Raw genomic sequence first — 25,914 nt, 5'->3', positions numbered from 1 at the left:
CCGAGCTCTGGTCCCGCGAGCTCCGGATCCGGCCAAACCACCGGCGGTGGTGCAGGTTCCGGGTCGAGCGGCGCGGGCTCCGGTTCCGCCCCGAGTTCGGGCGGTGGCGCGACCACCGCCGCCGCGAGTTCCGGAGGCCGTGCAACCACGGCAGCGAGTTCCGGTGGTGGCGCGAACTCCGCAGCGGGTGCGGACAGCCCGAAGGCTGGCGCGGCCGACGGTCCGAAGACGGGCCCCGGGACGAGTGCGGCGGCGGCCAGCGCGCCTTCCAGCGGAGCGGGCGCGGCGCCGAATGCGAACGCGTCCAACGGCTCCGGCGGCTCGAACTCCGGCGTGAACGCGGCCTCGAACCCGAATGCCGCCTCGAACGCCAATCCCGGCTCGAACGCGACCCACGATCGCGGCGCGCCCGCCCCCGACCAGCGCGCGACAGCTCCCCGCGCGACCGATGCGACGACATCGCGTCCGGCCGACGGCGCTCGTGCCGACTCCGCCGCCCCGCGCCCGGCCGACGGTGCCCGTGCCGAAACCCCGCGTTCCCAGTCGAATCCGGAGTCTCGCGCCACGGATCCCCGCCCCACCGCCGACCGCTCGGCCGCATCCCCCCGGCCAGAATCGGACGCACAGCCGAAAGCGGCCACCCCCGAAGCCGACACACCGCACACCGACACCACACCCACCGGCGACTCCACGGACGCCCCCCGCACCGACGGAACTCCTCCGGACGGCTCCAAAGACGCTCCCGCACCGCACGACTCCGACACCACCTCCCGTCCGGAGTCGGACAACGACACCCGGGATCGCACGGAATCATCCGACCACCAGCAGGATTCGACTGATTCGTCCAAGGACCACCCCGCCTCCGACGAGCCCGCCGCTCGCGATTCGAGTACGGACGCGCGTCAAGAGTCCGACGGTGGGCCTCGGGACAAGTCGGAAACCCCGGAGAACCATCAGGATTCGCCCGAATCGTCGAAGGATCACTCGGACACCGTCTCGCGCGACTCGGATACGACGCATCCGGATGCCGAAGACCGCGCGCACGATCGGGCGGAAGGCTCGCGGGACCGCGCGGATTCCGACACCACTACCCGTCCGGAAGCGGAAGACGGTGCGCGCGACAAGGCTGAAACGCCGGAGCGGCAGCAGGATTCACCGAACACCCGGCGTGATGATGCCAACGTGCGGGCAGAATCGGAAGATCCGGGGGATCATCGGGATTCGCCCGATTCTCGGCGGGATGACGTGGAGGCGCGTCCCGATTCGGATGAGCCGCCGAAGACGCATCCGGAATCGGATGATCCGGCGAAGACGAGTCCGGCGCGGGATGGTGAATCCGATGCGGCTCGGCCGGAGGATGATTCGGCGGGTCGGCCGGACGACGCTGGGCATCGGGCGCACCGGGACGATCCGGATGCGATGTTGGTCGCGCCGATTCCGGTGAGGGAGGGGCCGACCACCCGCGATCACGATGGGTCGGGTCAACGGCATTCGGAACCCGGGCGACGACCCGAGGGTGACGCGTCCGGGGACCGCACCCCGGCGGGCGCGCGCAAGCCGGAGGGTGGCCCCGACCGCCGAGCGGGCCTGCCCGCAGGTGACGACGGTTCGGCCCGGCATCCCGGTCGTCTCGATGACGGTGCGCAACCCGTTGTGCGGCAACCTGATTCGTCCGAAGGTGCGGACCGGCGCTCCACGCGCGGCCGCTGCGCTGAACTGTCGCTGCGGCTGCTGCGCGAGATCACCGGCAGCGATCGCATCCGAATTCCGGAGCGCACCATCGGCGCATCCGGTATGTCCCGCGACGAGTTGGTCTCCGCCGCCGGTGGTCAGCTGCGCGAGTACCCCGATCACGACGCCATCGCCGATCGCCTGCGCGATCTCGGTCCCGGCTCCTCAGCGCTGGTGGTGGACCATTACGCCGGTGCCGCCGACGAGTACGGGGTGGGCGCGCACGCCTACCTGCTGGTCAATGAGGGCGGCGAGATCGTGGTCAAGGACCCGGCCGCCGAGCGCGAGCACGGGTTCCCGCCGGTGGTGCCGCGCGAAACCCAAGGCACGCACGCGATCGTGTTCAAGCCGGACGGCAATCCGGTGCACAAGCTCGCCAGCAAGCAGCGGGCCATGCTCGATGAGCGCGTCCGGATCGGCCACAATCAGCCGGTCCGCTTCCTGCGTACCTCGGACGAGATCATGTTGGATCTCGCCGGTACCAACGCGTACGGCCGAGACGGCTGGGCGGACGCGCATACCCGCCTCACCGATGAGCAGCGGGCCGCACTGCGCTCCTACGTGGGCGGCAACGACAGCGAGCATCCCCGCGCACCGGGCACTCCCACCGCCTCGGAAATCCGCGCCGTCCTGCGCGGTGACGCCGAGCCGACGCCCGAGATCAGCCGCGCGATAAACCAGATCGACAGCGCTCTGAATCTGCGACCGCTGGACGAGCCGATCATGGTGACGCTCGGATTGAGCGCCAACCCGTTCGGCGTAGACCCCGCCGACCTGGTCGGAACCACCCAGCACATGCCGGACTATCTGAACCCGATGCTCGGCGCGGTCCCCTCCATGCAGGGCATCACCCACCACATCGAACTGGTCCTCGCCGCCGGCACCCCCGCCCTGTTCCTCAACGACCTCTCCGCACACGGCGGAGACCTGCCGATGATGCTGCTGGCCCACGGCCTGGACCTGCACATCGACGCGGTGGACGGCCGCGGCGAAGGCCACTACGGCATCCGCGCCACGGTGCTCCCGCTGACCGTCGACGCCGCAGCCCCCGTGCCCCACCCGGATTCCTCCGTCCCCCACCCCGATTCGCGAACCACCACCCCCGACCTGTCGGCCACCCGCCCGGATCCGACCACCACCCCACCGGAACCAACGACCATCCCGGATGCACAGCCGACGCGATCCGATGCGAACCCGACCCGCACGGATGCCGAATCCCCGCGCCCGGCCGCGGCCCCACCCCGCATGGGCGAAACGACCTCGGACGCAACCCGTCCGGAGCCGCTGCCGACGGACGCAACCCGTCCGGAGCCGCTGCCGACGGACGCAACCCGCCCAGAGCCGTTGCCCGCCGACGCCACCCGCGCCGAGCGACTCCCCGCTGATACGACCCGCACGGACGCGCGGTCGCCACGCGCCGAGACAACGCGAACAGACGCGCAGACCACCCGTTCGGATCCGCGGTCGAACCGGTCGGATCCCGAGCCGTCGCAGCCGGATTCGGAAACCCAGCGTGCGAATGCGGCCCCGCCCCGCACAGACCGAACGACCTCGGACGCAACTCGTCCGGAGCGGTTGCCAGTCGACGCGACCCACCCCGAGCGCTTGCCCGCAGATGCGACGCGTCAGGAGCCGCTACCCAGGGCGGACTCGCCGAGTGCCGAGCCGGAGCAGCCGCGTCGTCGGGACGGGTCGTGGCGTACGGAGGGTCCGGAGGCGGAAGTCGGTCCGGGGCAACGGCATTCGGACGATGACGAGGCGGCCGGTCCGGAGTTCTTCGGTGACGGGGACTGGGGCACGGTCGATCACACTCAGCCGGTTGATGATTCGGCCGAGCATGAGCATCACTCGCCTGACGACTCCGGATCCGGCGATGACGCGCACCCGCCGATCGCGCCGGATTGGCTACAGCCGCCGGAGGATTCGTGGTCGGGCAAGAACGCCCAGGAGATCGAGCAGGCGCTGCGCGAACGCTTCGGGCTCGAGGTCGAGGGCTTCGACAAGCCGAATATCCATCCGGAAGTGCTGCGCGAGTTCGCCCGCGCGATCGACGACATGCTGACCCGGCATCCGTACATCGATCTGAAGCGCGTTGTCATCGGCCCGATTTCGGATGCGGATGTCTACGCCGTGGCCCCGGCCGGGGAAGGCCCGGATGGGCGTCCGCACATCGACCACATCGTCCTGAACGAGACGTTCGCCGCGAACCCGCGGGAGCTGCACCGCCGCATCGTCGCCAATGAGGCCGATGGCATCAGAGTCCCGGGAGCGGGTGTGCGCCCGGTGTATTCGACCGTGGTGCACGAGCTGGGCCACGGTGTGGATTTCGCCGGACACGAGACCGCCGGTCAGCGCGCCTTCGATGCGCTGGCCGACCACTACGAGGAGAAGTACGGCCCGATCCGCGACGATCGCGAGGGTTTCGACACCTGGCTGCGTCAGCTCAGCAAGTACAGCTTCAACGAAGACGGCATGTTCTTCGCGCAGGAGGCGCTGCCCGAAGCCTTCACCGATGTCGAACTCAATGGTGATGCCGCGAGCGAACCGGCCAAGGTGCTGAACCGGGTACTGGTCGATGCCGCCCGCGAGCACTGGCTGGCAGCCGGGAATGCCCTGGACGAACCCGGTGCGCATCGCACCGATACCTCGGAATCATCACGTGCACAGCCGCATTCGGAAGACGCCTCACGCGCACAGCTGGCTTCGGAAAACTCCTCGCGCGCACAGCCGGGCTCGGAAGAACCCCTTCGCGCCCAGCCGGGCTCATCCGATGGCCGACGTCCGCGCGCGATGTCCTACGACCCCGAGCCGAGCGGCGACGGTCCGCATACCGACGGCCCGCCGCGGCGCATGGCCTACCCCGGCGACGGCCCGTCCGATTCGACTCCCGCGCAAGGTGATTCGCAGTCACACCCGCGCGATGATCCGCAGGGGCATGATGACACCGCCTCGGATGACAGTCAGGACTCCGCCCCCGACTGGTCGCCGCATCCGGATGACGAATGGTCGCAGCTGGATTCGCGGCAGATCGAGGATCTGCTGACCGAGCGCTGGGGCCTGGAGATCACCGGATTCCAGGATCCGCGCATCAATGTCGAGGTGCTGCGCGAATTCGCTCGCGCGGTCGATGACCGGTTGACCGAGCATCCCGGCACCCTGCGCGCCCTGGAGGTCGACGACTTCACCCCCGAGCCGGGCACGGTCGATGAGAACGGCGACCCGGTCAAGAGCTCGCTCGAGAAAACCGCCGCGTTTGTGGACGATAAGGTCGATGTCAACGGTCGGCCGTACGCGGACTGCATTGTGCTGAACGTGGATGTGGCCGAGCATCCGGAGAAGTGGGCGCGGCTCGCCAGGGCCGACGACGAGAACGGCCACGTCGTACCGGGCCACGGTGCCCGGCCGATCTACGCGATCATCACCCATGAATTCGGCCACGTGCTGGAGCTGCACGGTGAAGGCCGGGTCCAGGAGCCGGGCGTGGCGCTCAATGCGCTGCTCGATCACTACATTGCCGCCCGCGGTACCAAGAGCGGTTTCTCGGAGTGGCTGTATCAGTTGAGCCACTACTGCTTCGAGGACGGGGTATTCAACCCGGAGGAAGCGGTGGCGGAGGCTTTCGACGATGTCACTCGCAATGGTGATGCCGCCACCGAGCCGTCGAAAGTCCTGCACAAGCTGTTGGTCGACAGTGCGGCCCTGCGCGGCGTCGAACCGCCGAGACCGCTCCCGGCAGATGCGCCCGAACCGGCCGCCGGGCTCGCGCCCACCCCGCCCGCCGACCCCCATACCCCGGTCGATCCGGATGGCACCCCGAAGTCGCCGCGGGATCTCGGCTCGACCCCCGATGACCGGGAGGGTCCGCCGAGCCGCCGAATGGCGTACAACCCGAACGAGGGGGAACCCACGGTTCCCCTCACCCCGGGCGATCCGTCGACGGCGAATGACCCTGGTGCGCCCAAGCATTCGCCGGACGCCGCGACCGCCGAATTGCCCGTCCCCCCGAACGAGGCCGGTACACCGCTGCATTCGCCGGATGCGGACACGCTGGAACTCCCGGTGCCCGCGTCGGAGGCCCCGACGGTCGAGGTGCCCGCTGCAGAGGCCGTGACCGTCGAGCTGCCCGCGCCGACCCCGGATGGCGAGGGCGCGAATGCCGTTGCGCACCCGGTGGATCCGGCGGTCGCGTCGCCGATCCTGCGCGATATCGCGGATCATCTGCGCCAGCTGCCGCCGCAGCAGGCGGCGGCCCCGCGCACCCCCGAGCAGCAGGCCCAGACGGCCCGGCTCGTCGACGCGCTCGGCCTGGGCGAGGCGCTGAGCCGCCATCCCGATCCGCTCGCCGCGCTCCGGGATATCGCCGAAACCGCGCACGCCCGAGACCTTTTCGGTGATCCGGAGCAGCAGCGTCCGCCCACGCCCGTGCGGCCCGAGGATCTGGTGCCGCTCACCGCCGAGGAGCGGTACGCGGGTGAGGAATACTGGCGCACCGAGGCCGATCCGGCGCAGGTGGCGGCCATGGAAGCCGAGGTGCACCGACTCGGTCTCGATGAGCGCCTGGCCCGCGCCGGTGCGGAAGAGGATGCCGCGCAGGCGGCCCGCGAACTCGCCGGACACCCGGACCGCCCCGAACTGACCTCCGGCCGGACCCATCCGGATCCCGAAACCGGCACACCGCCAAGGGAACTCCCGCTCAACCCGTGGGATGGCCCGGTCCGCGAGGGCGTCTCGGACGAGCCGCGCGCGCTGTCCATGTCCGAACTGCGCGACGATATCGCCGCGCGCCTGCGCCTGGACGAATCCGATCTCTCCCCGCATCGCCTGGCTGAACTCGCCGGTGAGCTGCAATTCCGAAACATACTGCGGGCCGGGGCCATCGAGGAGCTGGCGCGGCTGACGCAGCACCACGACGACATCACCGGCCCGGAGCATCGCGCACAGATCGCCGCCGCCCGCGACGATTGGGCGCGCCTGCTCGGGCACGGCAATGACCTCGGCCGCCTCGTCCCCGAACACCGCGACGCCTTCCTGACAGAGCTGCGCGACGAAACCGTCCGCCGCGCGGAGGATGTCGCGGATCTGGTGGCGGCCGCCAACTACACCGGTGATACCCCCACCACCCGCCACCTGGTGCTCGAAGCCGATGGCGAGCGCGTACACGTGCGGGTCACCACCGACGCCGACGGCCATCAGCGCATCGAGGTCGTCAACCGTCCCGACCTGCCCAAGCCGCCGAACGCGCCCAAGGCCACGCCCGAGCAGCCGCACCGCTCCCTCCTGCGCAAGCTGTGGGATGCCCTCAAGGGCGGATACGGCGGCCACTCACCGAAATACGGCTCCGGCTCCAAACAGGACGGCAAGTATCAGGTCGAGATCGTCCACGATGTCGGCTTCCTGATCCACAACCACGAATTGGAATCGCTGAAGGACGGCTTCAACCCCGTCCGACTGGGCAAAGAGGGCGCGACCATCTGGAAGGCGCGCGAGCGGATGCCGCTGCTGCGCCTGCTCAGCCGCCGGATCGCGACCATCGCGGGCGACGGCGTGCCCATGCGCACCCGGGAGGGTGAATACCAGCCCTGGCTCACCGAGGGTGATCCGAAGGTGCGCGCCGCCGTTCAGGAGAGCCTGCGGTTGTCGGGGCTGGATCCCACGGCGGGTCCGACGCATACCGAACTCCCGCCCGGGCAGTCGCACGCCGAACTCCCGCCGGGCGAGGCGACCACCGAACCTCCACCGGCACAGGGTGATCCGAACGCGGCCACCCAGGAGCACCGGCACCCCGCGGACCTGCCGCAGCCCTTCGCCGATGCCCTCGACGCCCGCGATGCCGCGCTGGCCGAATTGCAGAGGCATGCCGACCTCGCCGGTGTCGACCTCACGAATGTGGACGCGGACACCCTGCGGCGCGCGCTGGACGAATCGAACTACCTGGCCCTGCGCCAAGCCGGTGCCATCGAGGGCCTGCGCAGTGCGTCCGAGCGCTACAACACCGAGAACGCCCGCATCGCGTACAGCGATGAGGTCAGCATCTTCGACAATGACCCGCTCAGCAGATTCCTGCGCGAGATCGCGCGCTCGCAGGGCGACAGCACCGCCCTGTTGCAGTGGGAGGGCGTCAACAACAGCGCCGAACCCGCCCGCGAATTCGAAGACCTCGGCGATGACACCAATACCCGCAAGGAGGGCAAGCTCTTCGAGGAATCCCTGCGGCGGGAAGAGATTCGCGATGAGCGCTCGAACTGGGCACAGTTGCTCGGGGTCGAGTTGGATGCCCTCGCCCCGGATGAGCGGCTCCATCGCACGCTGGCCGAACTGCGCCTGGAATTGCGTGACCGGATCGACGCGGTGCGTGACTTCTCCACGGCGGTGGACGATTTCCTGAACGCGGAGAACGCATTCCGTGAGCAGGGCCAGCTGGTGGTCGACGAGGTCGCGCACGGTTGGGTGGATGAGCACGGCGGCGTCACCCTCGATCCGAGCGTCGGAATTCATCCCGGTGACGCGCCGGGTGATCCGCACCGGCTGGTCGTCATGCGCGGTGAGGAGGACCATGACGCGCATCTGGCCGGATTCCTCGCCGAGCATCCGCATATCGGTGAATTGTTGAATTCCGGTGCACTGCACCTGGATTACCGCCTGGCTTTGATCGATGACACGGGCCAGGTGCACATTCTGGAGAGTGAGCGGCCCCCCGAGGTCCGATTCCAGGACCTCGATGTGGACGGCCGCCGTATGCCGGTCACCATGCTGCGCACCGATGACGGTCCCTGGCGGGTCGCCTCACCCGGTTTGGATGCCGTTGTACCGCACCCTGATTCGGATGCCGCGCGGCCGGAGACCCCGCGGGATCCGGAGGTGGTGCGCCGCGAGCGCAATGAGGTCGCCGAGCGCCTCACGCAGTACCACATGGACCTCCGCTCGGACCGGCTCGTCGACACCATCGCGGCGCTGCATCACGACAACGCGCTGCGGGCGGCGCAGATCGAGGGCATGGCGGATTTCATCCGCACCAGCGATGCCATCGACAATTTCCACAAGCTGAACCAGGTTCGGGACAATCTGGCGAACCGGCTCGGCCTGGAGCCGGACGAGCTGACCCCGGAGCGGTTGGCGCGGGAACTGGCCGATCCGAAGACTCCGGCCGTGCTGCGCGCACAGCAGCTGAAGGATCTGGCCGACTACGCCAAAGCGCTGCGCGGAATGGACGAGGCCGGGGCGCTGGCGGCCCGCGATCGGCTGGCGACGCGGCTCGGCATCGAACCCGATGACCTGTTCCCCCGCAAGCACAGCAAGGATCTGACCAGCTATGGGTGGGATCCGAAGGGTATCGACGCGCCCGCGCTACAGGAGGCCATCGCCAACCTGATGCACCGGCCCGGCGATCGGCCGAACCTGCTCGCCGCGCTGACCGAATACGCGCATGCGCTGGACCGGATCGATCCGTTCACCGACGGCCTGCGCCTGGATCCGAACCTGGACCCGCGCGTCGCCGAAGGCGAACTGCCGATTCACCGGCCGCAGGAGATCGGCGCGCTCGGCGAGCTCATGACCGATCGGGTCGGCGAGCCGCCGACCTCGGACGCGCCGTCCATGGCGAACGACGCGTGGTCGCGACTGCTGGGTGTGGAGCTGGGAACCGACCCCAAGCGCTGGGCCGAGGTGTACGAGGTCTACCGCGACGGCAAGCTCGACCAGCATGAGCGGCTCACCCCCGAGAAGCTCGACGCGGCGCTGGAGAAGCTGCGCGGGGAAATCGCGCAACGCACCGCCGATATCAATGATCTGGAGCGGTTGGCCGCCGAGCACAACGGCCTGACCGAACCGCCGCCCGCACCGCAGTCGACCGATCCGAAGCAGCTGGCCGCCGAATTGGGCAGGGCGCGAGCGGATCTCGACAGTGCGCGCGGTGTCAGGGATTACCACCTCTCGCGGATTCCGGTCGAGCCGATGCGCGCCATCGGCGATTCCGATCTGACCCCGGGGCGGCTCAATGGCACCTTGGACTACCTGGGCACCCGGGAACCCGAGGGTACGTCGCAGGCGCAGCTCGATCAGCGGGTCGATGCCCTGCGCGCATCGGCGCAGGAGCACAACCGCCTCACCGATCGCGTCGCGGAACTGCGATCGGCTTTGGATGCGGCGGTTTCGGAGTCGACGGGACCGGCGCAGACGCCGATCGAGGCGTGGCGGCGCGAGCTCGAGCAGGCGCACGCCGACCTGCGCGCGGCCATCGGCAATCTGCCCCTCGATATCGCCGACCTCACCCCGGACAACTACACCGCCGCGATCGACGAGGTCGCCGCACGACGACTGCCGGTCGCGGAACAGGCCGCCTGGCACGATCGCGTAGAGGCCATCGTCGACGGTGCCCGCCGTATGCATCTGGCCGAGAATGGTTTGGCCGCAGCACAATCCGATGCGGTCGACGCCATGCGGGCGCGCGAGACCCCGATCGAGACCGCGCGGCGCGCGCTGTCGGATGCGCAATTCGATCTCCGCACCGCCGAAATCCTGCGCGATGTCACCAATATCGGCCGTGACGGCCAGGACCCCACCGCGCCGTCCCGCCCCGCGACCACCGATCCGCAGGCGCGCGCCGAAATGGCCGCTGCCGCGGATCGAGTCGATCGCGCTCGGGCGACGGTCTCGCGCTGGGAAGCCGAAGTCCACCGCATCGAATCCGCGAACGCCGGCGAAACCGTCCAGCAGGCCGCCGACCGCGCCCGCGCGACCGCCCGCGACGCTCTCCACGAAGCCATCCGGAACCTCCACGACGTCACCGGCCTCCGAACCAGCGAACGCGACCTGACCCCATCCCTCTTCGCCGACGCCATGGCGGCCCTGGAGTCGAGCACCATCCGCCTGGACCAGGGCGACCCCCACGCCGCCTTCACCCAACTCCGCACCGCCGCAACCGATTTCCACCGCTCCGACGCCTTCTCCCGCTGGGTGAAGGACAACCTCACCGGTCCCACCGCCGAACCCGGCGGCAGCACCCCCACCGGTCCCAAGGGGCCGAGCGATCCGGGCGGTGGCGACAAAGGCCCGGCTGGCCCCGGCGGCCCGAAGAGCACCACCGAATCCGCCACCCGCACCGATCCGCGCGTCGAGTGGGCGAATTATCCCCAACCGTCCACAGCCGAGGTGCCCCCGACCGATCCGCGAGGGGAGTGGGCCGACTACCCCAAGCCGTCGAAGGAGGCCGCGGCTCCGGTTGATCCGCGAGTGGATTGGGCGGATTACGAGAAGCCCGCGGATAACGCCGCACCCCCCGTCGATCCGCAACCCGATCCGAGCGGGGACGGCGGCGGGGAACCCCCGGCCGAACCTCCCTTCGCCGCAGCGGCGTCCGAGCCCGACGGCCCGGACGCCTGGTTCGAGCGCATAGCCGCCGAACAAGCCGACTGGGACGCGCGCATGGACGCCGAACGCGCCGAATGGCTGCGCGGCCTCGCCGATCAGGAAATCCCCGGCACCATGGACGAGCGCTGGGCCCGCTTCGAAGCCGAAACGGCCGACTGGCTGGCCCGCATCTCCGCCGAACGCGCCGACTTCCTCTGGGAGATCGCCGGCGGCCGCCCCGACCCCGAACCCCCCACCACCCCCGACGATCCCACCCCAGGCGGCCCCGGCCCCTCCGGCCCGGACGGCCCCACCCCTGCCCGCCCCGGCACCCCGACCCGCCCCGGCACCGACCCCGCCGCCGCAACCCCCACCGACCCCCGCGCCGACTGGGCCGACTACCCGCGGCCGGAAACGGTTGAGCTGCAATCCGAGCCGCCGACCAACCCCCCGGCCGACCCACGTGTGAATTGGGCCGACTACCCCGCGTCCCCCGAACCCGCCGCGACATCGGAGCCGCGTATCGAGGGCACCGACGATCGCACCTCACCCGAGAATTCGGAGCCTCCCACCGACCCGCGGGTCGAATACGCCGACTACCGCAACGGCCCCGAATCCACCACGCCCGCAGGCGAAACACCCACGGTGCCGTTGCAGCCCGGCGAGCCGACCGTGCCCGCACGCGAAGCGCCGACGGCCGAAGTCGACACTGCCGAGCTCTCGGTCCCGCCGAGCGAAGCTCCCACCGTTGAGGTGGATACGGCGAAATTCGCTGTGCCACCGAGTGAAGCGCCGACTGTCCCCCTGAGCCAGGGCGAGAATACCTTGCCCGCGAGTGAAGCGCCGACGGCTGAGGTCGCGCCGGGGCATGAGGCGACGGCCGAGGTTACGGTGCGGGATCCGTTGGCTGCCGTGCCGCCGGGGGATACGCATTCGGCGCAGACACAGCCTATGGAGTTGCCCTCGGGTGTGCGGGGGGACGGGGAGGTGGTCGCGTCGGTGGATCCGGTGCGGGCGTCGCCAGCGCTGCGGGCGGTGGGGGAGTTCCTGAGTGAGTCGCCGGGTCCGGTTGTGGGGGCGCGGATTCCGGAGCGGGAGGCGTACGGGCGGCAGTTGGCGAGTGAGCTCGGACTGGGTCCGGCGCTGTCGCGGCATGTGGATCCGCTGGCTTCGCTGCGGGAGGTGGCCGAAAGGGCGCGGGCGCGCGGACATTTCGGTGATCCGGATCGGGGTGTGCCGCCGCGCGCCCTGCGGGCGGAGGATCTCGGTCCGCTCTCCGGTGCGGAGCGTGAGCGGGGGCTGAACCCGCGGACCCGTCCCGATCCGGGCACCCCGGCGCGCCGGGATCTGCCGCTCGAACCCTGGTCGCAGGTGAATCGCGTTCTGTCGCACCAAGATCCGCGCGTCCAGACCCTCGATGAGCTGCGCACCGAGATCGCCGACCGCCTCGGCCTCTCCGCCGATGATCTGACCCGCCAGCACCTGCCCGATGTCGCCGGTGAGCTGCAACTCCGAAACCTGCTGCGCGCCGGTGCCATCGACGCCCTCGATACGGTCTCCCGCCAGCGCGATCAAGCTCTCGACCCCACCGAACGCGCCCGACTGACCGCCGAACGCGACGAATGGGCGCGCCTGCTGCGCGTCGACGACCCGCAGGCCCTGAGCCCCGTCAACCGCGACGCCACCATTGCCGCCCTGCACGACGAAACCCTGCGTCGCGCAGCGGATGTGGCCGACCTGATGGCCGCCACCTTCCACACCGAGAACCCCGCGGACGGCATCCACGCGGTGCTGACCGCGGGCGACGACCGAGTGCACATCCGCGTCACCGAGAACGCCGACGGCAGCAAGCGTGTCGAGGTCGTCCCGCGCCCGGATCTGCCCAAGCCGCCCGACCCCGGCAAGGCCGTCGAGGAGAAGCGCCCGGGCCTGCTGCGCCGTATCTGGCAGCGCATGATGGGCGGGTACCACGCCGACACACCGAAATACCCGTCCGGTTCGGGCTGGGATAAGAAGGGCCAGGTCAACCTGACCCACGGCCTCGGCGACCTCATCCACAATGACGTCCTCGCCCATATCGACGACGATTTCAACCCGGTCCGCATCGTCAAGGAAGTCGCCACGATCTACCAGGATCGCGAGCGCGTGCCGGTCCTGCACCGGCTCACCGCCCGGATCGCCGATATATCCGGCGATGTCGTGCCCATGCACACCCGCGACGGACAGGAGTACCAGCCGTGGTACTCCGAAGCCGATCCGGTGCTGCGCGCCGAGATAGCGGAGTCGCTGCGCCTGGCCGGACTACCGACCGAGGCGGACTACCCGGAAATCCCTGCCCCGCAGCAGGATCCGGAGCACCCGCAACTGGAGGCCCCGCACGAGAAGAACTGGGGCCCGGATATGCCGGAGCCCTTGGCCGCCGCCCTGGATGCCCGTGACGCGGCCCTGGCCGATCTCGTGCGCATCGCGGACGAACAGCGCATCAAGCTACCGAACGCGACCCCCGAGGCGCTGCGCCGCGCGGTCGACAATGCCACCTATGAGCTCATGCGCCGCGCCGGTGCGATCGAGGCGCTGCGAGATGTGGCCGCCCGCTTCAATGTCGAGCATGAGCGCATCCCGTACAGCCCGGCCAGCTTCTCCGATAAGGATCCGCTGGGCCGCTATGTCCGCGAGGCCCGTCTCGCCGAGGCCGTGCGCGTCGAAGAGGAACGCGCCCAGCGCCGCCGTGCGGAGGCTGGAGTATCCCCGGACGACGATTCGCTCGAGTTCCGCCCCCGCGAACCTCGCCCCTCGGCGCTGGACGCGCTACCGGTCAACAATGGCGGCGAATGGGTCAAGCACTTCGACGATCCGGATGACGAGCTCGCCGCCCGCCGCGAGGGTCAACTCTTCGAAGACGCCCTCATGCGCGATCAGATCCGCGATGAACGCTCGAATTGGGCGCAGCTGATCGGTGAATCGCTCGACGGCCTCACCCCGGACCAGATTCGGCACACCCTCGGCGATCTGCGCATGGAACTGCGCGACAGCGTCGACCGGCTCGGCGAATTCATCGACGCGGTCGACCACTATCAGCAGCTCGACGGCGAAGCCCGCACGCACGCGAAGGATTTGGCCGATATCGCGGCGCACGCCTGGCTGGACGGACAGGGCGGCGTCATGCTGGAGCCGGGTGTCGGCGTGCATCCGGGCGCACATCCCGGCGACCCCAACCGGCTGGTCGTCATTCGCGGCGACTCCGATCATGACGCTCGTCTCGCCGATGCCCTGGCCGCGCACCCGGAGCTGGGCGCACAGCTCAACCACGGTGAGCTGCAACTCGATTACCACGTCATCGGCTTGTCCGACAGCGGTCAGCTGCACGTCAACCCGCATCCGACGCCGGAGGTCCTGTTCCATCACGGACCCGAGGGCGGTGACCGCCTGCCCATGCTCATGCTGCGCGACGGTGAAGGCCCTTGGCGGATTGTGCAGCCCACCCCCGAGCCGCATATCGCCCTCGATCCGCGTACCACGCCGGAGACCGCGCCCGCCGTCCCGCGCGATCCGGATGTGGTTCGCGCGGAACGCAATGAGGTCGCGGCCCGGCTCTCGGTCTACCGCATGGATCTGGGCCCCGGCTTCCTCGACGACACCATCAAGGCGCTCGAGCACGACAACGCCCTGCGCGCAGCGCAGATCGAGGGCATGGCGGACTTCATCCGCAGCAGCGACGCCATCGACAATTTCCACGACCTGAACCGCAGGCTGGAGAATCTGGCGAATCGACTGCGCATCGATCCGGAGGATCTGTCACCGCAGGCCCTGGCCGAGGCGATGGCCGATCCGTCCATGCGCCAGGTGCGCCGCCTGCAGGCGATCGGTGACCTGCTCGATTACGCGAAGGTGTTGCGCGACAATGTCGATGCGGCCACGGTGCTGGCCGCGCGCGATCGGCTGGCGCATCGCCTGGGTGTGGAACCCGAGGACCTGTACTCGAACAAGCATGTCGTGGACAAGAACCTCGGCGAGGTCGTCGGGTACGCGCCGGATCCCAAGAGCACCAACCCGAATGAGCTGCTGCACGCGGTCAACGACCTCCTACAGCGCTCCGGGCCGAACCCGGAACTCGTTGCCGCGCTGGGCGAGTACGTCAATACGCTCAGCGATCTCGATCCGTTCCGCCGCGATCTGCAAATCGATCCGGCGCGGGATCCGCGTGCCGCCGACGGCGAAGTGCCCATTCACGATTCCGACGCGCCCGCGTTGCTGCGCGCGCTGATGAACGAATCCATGGGTGAGCCGCCGATTTCCGATAATCCCTCGCAGGCGGCAAGCGTCTGGTCGCGATTGCTCGGCGTCGATGTCAACGACATTCCGCGCACCGTGGAACTGTATGAGGAGCGCGGTAGGTCACTGCACGATCGGCTGAGTCCCGCGCAGTTGGGCGAGGTGCTGCGCATTCTCGACGGCGGAGATGTGCGAGCCGCCTACGACTTCTACCGGGACAGCACCGCGGACCAGAGCAAACTGCTCACCCCGCAGGAGTTGACCCGTGCGGTGGATACCGCGCGAAACACCCGCTACGCCGAGGTCTACGAGTACTACCGCGACGGCAAGATCGACAAGCATGAGCGGCTCAGTCCGGAGAAGCTGGCCGAGGTCGTCGACACCATGCGCGCCGAGGTGCGCGACCGCGAAGCCGATATCAAGGAACTGGAACGGCTGGCCGATGAGCACAATAAGCTCACCACACCGCCGGAACCCGTTGCGCCGCAACGCGGTGTGCGCGACCTAGCCGGTGACCTGGCCACCGCGCGGCATCAGCTCGACCTGGCTCGTGATGCGCGCGAGCATGCCGTCGGGCGGATGTATCTGGAGAACAACCGTCCCATCGTGGACAGCGATCTCACCCCCGAGCGCATTCGCGGGACCGCCGACTACCTGAGCACCCGCAATGCGGATGAGGCCGGGACACTGCCCGATCATGATCGGCGCATCGCGGATCTGGTGGACGCGGCGGGTGATTTCACGCGCGCCGAAACCCGGGTGGCGGAGCTGGAATCCCAACTGCGACAGGCGGTTCAGCGCGAGTCCGGCCCGAATGAGACGCCGGTCGACGTGTGGCAGCGCGAATTGGACTCCGCCAGAACAGATCTGGAAACCCTGATCGCGGCCGATCCGAGCCTGGCCCGCGTCGGCCTGGACCGGGTCGTCGATCAGGTCGACCGCATGTCCCGCATGCCGCTGGACCAGGCCGATATCTGGACCGACGATCTCATCCCGCTGCGCGATGCCGTGCACCGCTATCAGCATGCCCAGGAATTCCTCGATACCGCCAAGACCGAGCAGGCCGAATCCGCCCATGCGGCCGAGACTCCCGAGCAGGCCGCCGCCCGCGAACTCGACGCCGCCCGGCGGGAACTCCTGGCCGCCGACGCCAACCTCAACGCGGCCCTGTTCGGCCTGCCGCTCACCGCCGCCAACCTCACCCCCGACGCAGTCGCCGCCACCCACCGTGAATTCGCCGACGCACACCGACCCGGCCTCTCCGCCGCCGACCGCGCCCGCCTGGAGCTCGCCGACGCCGCCGATCGTCAGCACAAAGCGCAGGACCGCGTCTCGCGCTGGGAAGCCGAGCAGGCCCGCCAGGCCGCCGCCGCTGCCATTGCCGCCGACACCCCCGAAGCGGCGGTCCAGCGCGCCCACGATGCGGCGCACACCGCCCTCCGCGAGGCGATTACCAACCTGCGCGCCGTGACCGGCCTGAATGTCGACGAATCCCGGCTCACCCCGGCGGATCTCGACACCACCATGCGGGAACTGCAAACCAGCACCATCCGCCTGACCACCGGCGACCCCACCGAAGCCTTCCGCCAACTCCGCTCCGCCGCCGAACAATTCCACCTCGCCGACGCCTTCTCCGACTGGGTCGCCGACCACGCCGCCACTCCACCGATCGACCCCCGCATAGCCTTCGCCACCCGCGAGGAATCCCCGTCCCTGCCCCCGTCCGAAGCCGCCCCCGCGACAAAGCCGGTCGACCCCCGAGTGGCCTTCGCCAACCCCGACGACCGTGCGGCCACACCGCAGTCCGAGGCCGTGCCCCCGATCGATCCGCACGCGGCGCGGGACAACACGCCCCCGGCCGAATCCGCTCCCTTCACCCGGCCGGTCGATCCCCGCATCGCGTTCGCGGATCGTGGCGATACGGCGCACGGTCCGATCCCCGAGGCGGGCGGCGCGGGCGACGGAACCCCGCCGAACAAGCCCCCGCGCACACCCTCGTCCTCCGACCCGAACGAGGGTTCGGAAGGCTCCGGCGACCACAACCCGACCGATCCCACCGATCCGGGCGACACCGGCCCCACCACCCCGCCCGAGGACCCAACCCCCGGCGGTTCCCCGAGCAACGGCCCGTCCCCGATCCGCCCGGCCACCCCCGGCGCGCTACCCGAACCCACAGGGCCACAACCGAAGTCCGCCGAATCGATACCGACCGAGGCGAGGACAGAGCGCCCGAAGGCACCCGAGTCTTACCCCGCCACCGATCCCGCCAAGGACGAGGGCGCGTCCGATCCCGCGAAGGATGAGGCCGCGAGCGACCCTGCCAAGGAAGAGGCCGCGAGCGATCTCGCCAAAGATGGGAAGGCCGGTGAACCTGCCGGGGATGAGACGGCGACTGTCCCGAATCAGGCGGGCGCGCAACCTGATCCGGTCACCGGTCCGGCGGGGGAGTCGGCGACCCCGGGGCATGAGGCGACCCATGAGGTGACCGTGCGGGATCCGCTGGCGGCTCCCGCGCCGGTGCCGGAGGGAGAGGCGGATCCGCATTCGGCGGAGACGCAGACGATGGAGTTGCCGACCGGCGCGACCGAGGGCACGGTCGTGCATCCGGTGGATCCGGCGGTCGCCTCGCCCGCATTGCGGGCGGTGGCGGACTTCCTGCGGGAGTCCCCGGTGGGGGAGGTGTCGCCGGTCCAGTCGGCCGCACGGGACGCGTACGCGCGGCAGCTCGCCGAGGATCTGGGTTTGGGGCAGGCGCTCACCCGGCATGGGGATCCGCTGTCCGCCCTCTGGGAAGTCGCCGAGATGGCCAGGGCCCGCGGGCATTTCGGCGATCCGGAGCAGGCTGTCGGGCCGTCGGCCATGGGTGGGGACGACTTCCGCCCGCTGTCCGTGGACGAGGTCTACGAGGGCGAGAAGTACTGGCGGACCGAGGTCGCGCCGGAAGAGTTGCGCGCCATCGACAATGAGCGCCGCGCCCTCGGCCTCGACGACCACTCGGATCCGGCCGAGCTCGAACACGCCACCCGCCCCGAACTTCCGGCCGCCCGGCCCCGGTCGGAAACCGCCACCGACCCGGACGCTGCCCGGACTCGCCCCGACGGATTGGAGCAGACCCGCCCGGACGCTGCCCGGACTCGCCCCGACGGATTGGAGCAGACCCGCCCGGACGCTGCCCGGACTCGCCCCGACGGATTGGAGCAGACCCGCCCGGACGCTGCCCGGACTCGCCCCGACGGATTGGAGCAGACCCGCCCGGACGCTGCCCGGACTCGCCCCGACGGATTGGAGCAGACCCGCCCGGACGCCGTACAGACCCGCCCCGACGGCCTTGAACAAACCCGTCCGGACCTGTCCGAGGCCGAGACTCAGCCGATTCCCGGTCCCGGGCAGACCCTGCGGGACCTGCCGCTGGCACCCTGGGCCGAGGTGAATCGTCCTGCGCCGCAGGCGGAACCGCGCGCCATCGGACTCGAGGAGTTGCGCACCGAGATCGCGGACCGGCTCGGCCTCTCCGACGCCGAACGGACTCCGCCGCGCCTGTCCGAGATCGCCGGTGACCTGCAATTCCGAAACCTGTTGCGCGCCGGTGGCATCGAGGCCCTCGAACAGGCCGGTATCCGGCACGAGGCCGAGACCGATCCGGAGGCTCGCGCACTGCACGCGGCCGATCGCGATGACTGGGCCCGCCGTCTGGGCGTCGCCCCGGAGCGCGTCGCCACCCCGCAGGCCATCGACCGGACGGTGCGCGAGTTGCGCGCCGAAACTCTGCGTCGCACGGCCGATGTCGCGGATCTGGTGGCCGCCACCCGCTACAACCCGGCGGACGGCCTGCGCGCGGTGCTGGAGGCCGACGGCAACCGGGTGCACGTGCGCCTCACCGAGAACCCGGACGGCACCTACCGTGTCGAGGTGTCCACGCGCCCCGAACTGCCGTCGCACCCCGTGTCGAAGGCCGACGAGGCGAAGCCGCGGCAGAGCCTGCTCAAGCGCATGTGGCGTCGTATGATGCACGGCTTCCACGACCACACCCCGAAGTACCCGTCCGGTTCGAGCCAGGACAAGAAGTTCTTCATCAGCGTCGCCAAGAACTTCGGCACCGAAATCCACCATCACGAGCTGTCGCACCTCGACGCGGAGCACGACGACCTCAATCCGGCCCGCGTGTGGAAGGAGCTGGCCACCTTCGTCCAGTCCCGGGAGCATATTCCGCTGGTGCAGTCGTGGCCGTGGCTGGCGGAGAAGATCGGCCGGGTCGCCGACATCTCCGCGCCGGTGATCCCCATGTACATGCGAAACGGCGAGGAGTACCAGCCGTGGTACTCCGAGGCCGATCCGATCCTGCGGGCCGAGGTCGAGGAAAGCCTGCGACTGGCCGAAATGCCCACCGAGGCGGACTATCTCGCGGAAGCCGCCGAGCGGCAGGCCGCGCTACCGCCCGCGGAACCGACGCTCCCCGAACCGACGCGCCCGACGGACTGGGGTCCCGCGGTCCCCGAACCCCTCGCGGCCGCGCTCGATGCCCGCGATTTCGCACTCGCCGATCTGCGGCGGATCGCCGGTGCCCAGCGCGTCGAACTCTCCGGTCTCGACCCCGAGAGTCTGGAGCGCGCGCTCGAAGCCGAGACCCATCAGCTCGTCCGCCGCGCGGGCGCGATCGAGGCGCTGCGGGATGCCGCCATGCGATTCAACGAGCAGGATCAGGCCGTCCCGTACAGCGAGGTCAGCTTCTTCGACAAGGATCCGCTCGGGCGCTATGTGCGCGAATCCCATGCGGTGGACGCACAGGCGATCGAGGAGGAGAAGGCCGCGCGCCGCCGGGAACTCGCCGGGGTCGATCCCGCGGACACCTCGCTCGAATGGCGTCCCAGGCAGCCACCGGTCACCGCGCTCGACTTCCTGGGCGCGAACAATGGCGGCGAATGGGCCAGGCACTTCGACGATATCGACCAGGAGCGTCCCGAAAGTCGTGCGGGCCAACTGTTCGAGGACGCGCTCCGACGGGATCAGATTCGTGATGAGCGGTCCAACTGGGCGCAGCTGCTCGAAGTCCCGCTGAAGAGCCTCGAGACGCCCGAGGGCATCGCGCACGCCATCGCCGATCTGCGGATGCGGCTGCGCGACGGTTACGACAAATTCGTTGAATTGACGTCCGCTGTCGATGATTTCGTGCACGCCGACACCGAGGCCCGCGCGCATGCGACCGAACTGTCCGATGGCGTCGCCCGCGCCTGGCTGGAGGCGCACGGTGGCGTAGAGCTGGAACCGGGCGTCGGCGTGGTCCCGGGTGCACACCCCGGCGATCCCAACCGACTCGTGGTGATCCACGGCGACGCCGATCTCGATGTCCGCCTGGCCAATGCCCTCGCCGCGCACCCGGAACTGGGCGCACAGCTGAATCGCGGTGAACTGCAACTCTTCTACCGCGAAGTCGGCATGACCCCGGACGGTCCGTTCGTGCGCGCGGTCCTCGCACCCGAGGCGTTCTATCACGAGCTGAATGTCGAAGGCCGTCGTGTGCCGACCCTGCTGCTGCGGGATGGCGACGGCGCCTGGCGCACCGTACAGCCCGAACACGTTGCGCTAGAACCACATACGACGCCGAGCACCGAGGCCGCCGTGCCGCGCGACCCGGATGTGGTGCGCGCGGAACGCAATGCGGTGGCCAAGCGTCTGAGCATCTACACGATGGACCTCGGCGAGAACCTCGACCGCACCATCGCCGGACTCGAGCAGGACAATGCGTCGCGCGCCGGGCAGATCGAGGGCATGGCGGATTTCATCCGTTCCAGCGATGCCATCGACAGCTTCCACGATCTCGATCGCACGCTGAAGAATCTCGCGCACCGCCTGAAGCTGGACCCGGACGCGATGACACCGGAGACGGTGGCGCAGGCGCTGGCCGATCCGGGCATCCGGGCCGCGCGGCGGTTGCAGGCGGTCGAGGATCTGCTCGGTTATGCGAAGGCGCTGAACGAGTCCGGGGTCAAGGAATCGGTGCTGCTCGCGGCGCGTGACCGGCTGGCCGAGCGGCTCGGGGTTCCGCCGGAAGAGCTGTACGCGCATAAGCACAAGATCGACAAGCCGACGAACGAGGTCATCGGCTACGGACCGAAACCGGAATCCACCAGTCCGAAGGCCGTGCTGGAGGCCATCAACAACCTGCTGCATCGCACGGCCGAACGCCCGCAATTGCTGGCCGGTCTCGCCGAATACGTGCGGACCATCAGCGGTCTCGATCCGTTCCGGCGGAATATGCGCTTCGATCCGTTCAGCGATCCGCGCGTGGCCGACGGCGAACTGCCGATTCATGGCGGGAAGGCGTCCGCGCTGCTGCGCGCGCTGCTGCACGAATCCCTCGGCGAGCCACCGATCTCCGATCATCCGCCGGAGGCCGCGGGTGTGCGGGACCGACTGCTCGGCTTCGATATCGACAATGTCGAGCGCCAGGTCAAGCTCTACACCAAATACGCCAAGGAACTGCACGACTGGGTTACTCCGGCGCAGCTCGCCGAGGTGCTGCACACCCGCGCGCAGGGTTCCTGGGATAGGGCCTACGACGCGTACCGGTCCGGCGTCGAGGATCCGGCGCGGGTGCTGACCTCCGAGGAGCTGCAGGCCCTGGTGCGGAAGGTGCGCAATGCGCGCTACACCGAGGTGTACGAGGTCTACCGCGACGGCAAGATCGACAAGCACGAGCGCCTCGAACCACACGAATTCGCCGAGGTCCTGAAGACCATGCGCGCCGAGGTCCAGGCGCGTGCGGCCGATATCGAGGAGCTGGCGCGCCTGGCCGCCGAGCACCACGACCTCACCAATCCGCCGGAACCCGAACCGCCACCGGGCGCACCGCGAGAATTGGCGAACGAACTCGCCGAGGCGCGGCATCTCCTGGACCTGGCGCGGGACGGTCGCGACTACGCCGTCGGGCGCATGTACCTCGAGGACGATCGCGCGCTGCGCGAGAGCGACCTCACCCCGCAGCGCATGCCGGGCACCGCCGACTACCTGGGCACCCGCCTCGCCGCGGAGGCGGGCACGCTGCCGGGCCACGAACAGCGCATCTCCGATCTCGTCGACGCGGCGCGCAACTTCTCCGATGCGGAGAAGCGCGTGACGGACTTGGAGTCGGCGCTGCGGCAAGCGGTCGAGGCGGAGGCAGGTCCGGCGGAGACGCCCGTGGAGGTGTGGCAACGCCAAGTCGATTCGGCGCGAACCGAACTCGACGCGGTGATCGCCGCAGATCCCGGTCTGGCGCGACTCGGCTTCGACCGCGTCCTGGACCAGGTCGATCGCATGTCGCAGATGGCGCACGACCGCGCCGACGTCTGGACCGACGAACTCGTCCCGCTGCGCGATGCCGCCCAGAACTACCGTCTGGCACAGGAATTCCTCGCCACCGCCCAGGACGACGCGGTCGCCGCCTACCGTGACGGCGCGACGCCGGAGCAGACCGCGCGGCGTGAACTCTCCAACGCGAGAATCGAATTGGAGGGCGCGTCCGCCCTGCGCGATACCCTCCTCGCCTTCGATCCGTCGCTGACCGCGAACGACCTGACCCGCGAATGGATTCACGCCACCCGCGCCGAACTCGGCGATACGCACCGCTCGAACCCGTCCGCCCCCGATCGCGCCCGCCTCGAACTGGCCGACGCCGCGGAACACCAAATCCGTGCCCAGGACCGGGTTTCGCGCTGGGAGGCCGAACAGCGGCGCCTGGAATCGGCCGCCCGCGCCGCCGCCGACACCCGCGAGGCGGCCGCACACCGCGCGGTCGACAATGCCCGCGCCGAGCTGCGGCGAGCCATCACCCACCTCCGCGAAAGCACCGGCCTCAACACCAGCGAACGCGACCTCACCCCGGACCAGCTGGACCGAGCCATGACCGAGCTCGAAGGCAGCACCATCCGCCTCGACACCGGCGACCCGGGCGCGGCCTTCCAGCAATTGCGTGCCGCCGCCGAGCGACTGCACAACGCCGAAGCCTTCGTCGACTGGGTCGCGGAACACGCCCCGTCCCCGGCCGCCCGCACGCCCTCGGAACCCGTTGCCCTCGAAGCGAATACGCGTCCGAACCGCTCGAACGAGGTCGGGTCGCCGGACGGCTCCACCGCGAGCCGAACACACGATGATCCCGGATCGACTGTGCCCGAGGGCGATTCCGGACCCGGTAAGCCGCCACCCGATCCCGATACCGATCCCGGCGAGTCCGGCGGTGCGACTCCCGCCAAGCCGGGCGGCCCGACCCATCCGGGTGCGGCCCCCGCCGCTGTACATCCGTCACGCGGTTCGGAATCGGCAGCGGCACAGTCGGTTACCGTGCCACCGGTAACGGGTCCTCCGGTCGCGGGACAGTCCGGCCATGAGGCGCATCAGGTGGGTCAGCAGACCGGTACGCCCACCGGCGGATCCCCCGCACCCCAGCCCCCGCACCAGCCCTCCGGCGGATCCCAACCCCCGCCCCCCACAACGGAAGCGGCTCACCCGCAGCGGACCCCGGCCGTTGAAAACGGTGCACCGCAGCGCCCAGTGGCGGTGGAACAGGCGTTGCGGCAGCACCCGCCCGCCGTCGAGCAGCCTGCGCCGCACGAGCCTCCCGGGGTTGAACAGCCTGCGCCCCAACGCCCCCCGGCGGCCGAGCAGGGATTTCCCCAGCCCGCTCCCGCGTCCGAGCCGACGGTGCGGCGCGGAGCCCCGGTAGTCGAACAGCCTGTGCCGCAGCAGCCTCCGGTGCAGGAAGCGGTCTCGCCGCAGCAGTCGGACACAGCCGCCGATACCCCGGTCGCACCAAACAACGAAGCCCCGCCGACCGATCGCGACACCCCGTCCACAGCGGACACCGGCGGTCTTGTCGACAACGACGGCACCGGCCAGGACAACGGAACTGGTTCGGACACGACAGGTTCGGAGCCCGTTGCCCTCGACTCCGCGGACTCGGATCCGCAAGGCACGGATCCTGACGGCTCGGACCCACACAGCACCGCTTCGCGCGTGCTCGATCCCGATGGATCCGACTCGGATGGCTCGGATCCGAATAGCTCCGAGCCTGACAACTCGGAGCCCGATAACTCGGACCGGGATCATTCGGAGCCCGACAACCCGGATCAGGACGGTTCGGATACGGATGGGTCGGATACGGATGGGTCGGATCCGCGTGATCCGAATGGCAATGATCCGGATTCGGATGAGACGCGGCGTCGGGACGAGCCGAATTGGGCGCATGTGCGGTCGCACATACCGCATGTGCCGCATCAGGATCCCGACTACAACCTGCCGGATTACACACCGAAGCCGTCGTTGCAGCCGTATCCGTGGACTCCGCCTGCGGGTGAGCAGCCCCAGCCGCAGCCGCAGCCGCAGCCGGAACCACAGCCGCAGCCCCAACCCCAACCCCAACCGCAGCCCCAACCTCAGCCGTACCCGCAGCCGGGTGGGCCCGGCCGTCCGTCGATGCCGCAGCCGCATATGCCGCAACTGCCGGAGATACCGCGGCCGCAATTGCCACAGCCGCCGCAGCTGCCACACTTGCCGGAACCTCCGATGCCGCCCAATGTTCCGACGCCGCCGGAGGGCTGGCCGCCGGGTATGCCCTGGCCGCCGACCGCCCCGTATCCGCCCGCGGGCTGGCCGCCGGGATGCGCTTGGCCGCCTACCGATTCGTGGCCGCCGGGCATTCCCATGCCGGGTTCGGGTTGGCCGGGCGATTCGCAGCCGGGTGGCTCGAATGGCTGGCCGAACCCGTCGCAGCCGTACCCGCCGTACCATTCGCCGGGCACCACCTCGCACTCACCGTCCGACGGCTCACCGATCCCGAGTGCGCCGTCGAATGGCGCACCACGGCAGTACGATCCGGCCGAAGCCGTGAACCGACTACTGGAATCCCTTGGCGAGCGCGCGAATCCGGGTGGTCCCGGCGCTCCCGCCTTGACACCGCTGCCCGGCGGCCCGGGCGCACCCTCCGGCTTCGACCCCGGCCACGGATTCGGCGATCCCGGCACCTCGCAGGGCGCGACGCCGGGCGATTCGAACACCAATGGCGCTGCGGCAGCGAATGGTTCGGGCTACCCGATGGGTGGCGCCCCGGTCATGCCGCCGGGCGGTCAGGCCGCGGGCAATGGTGCGAAGGGCAATGGCGGCCGCGGTGATCGCCGCTTCCCGCGCGCGGGCGGCGGTCCGGTGAAGAACGGGATGATCTATCTGCGTTCGCATTCCGGGTACGGCGAGTTCGCCACCTTCGATCCCGGCACCGGCCTGCTGCAATCGGCCCCGATGGCGACGGGCGCGCTCTCGGGTGTCTACGGCGACTGCGACGGTGTGCAGGTCGTCTTCTACCGCGCCCCGCAGGGCCTGGTGCTGCGGGTGGGGGAGCAGGCGATCGAGATCGACCAGCTGGGCGCGGAGGCCAGCTGGGAGCGCACGGCCCAGGGCTTCACCCGTTTCGTGGTGTCCGCGGGTGGGCATGCCCAGTGCGAGCTGCGCTATCGCCCGGTCGGCGCGGACGCGGATCTGGGTCTGCTGATTCGCGATGTGCTCGCCGATCCGGTGCGCCGGGTGGGGATTTTCGGGTGA

General features: G+C 69.8%; 1 protein-coding gene (only partly in view). It reads left to right on the top strand.

Translation table 11 applies throughout. The features are described 5' to 3' along the window. Positions 1-25,914: the 3' portion of a WXG100-like domain-containing protein gene (locus tag OHB26_RS07000; RefSeq protein WP_330183406.1), read on the top strand. 1,716 nt of this gene lie to the left of the window's left edge; only the last 25,914 of its 27,630 coding nucleotides appear in the window; its start codon lies beyond the left edge, outside the window; the stop codon is at positions 25,912-25,914.

Origin of the sequence: Nocardia sp. NBC_01503, assembly GCF_036327755.1 — a bacterium.
Taxonomy (GTDB): Bacteria; Actinomycetota; Actinomycetes; order Mycobacteriales; family Mycobacteriaceae; genus Nocardia.
This window is presented reverse-complemented; position numbering and strand designations above follow the sequence as displayed.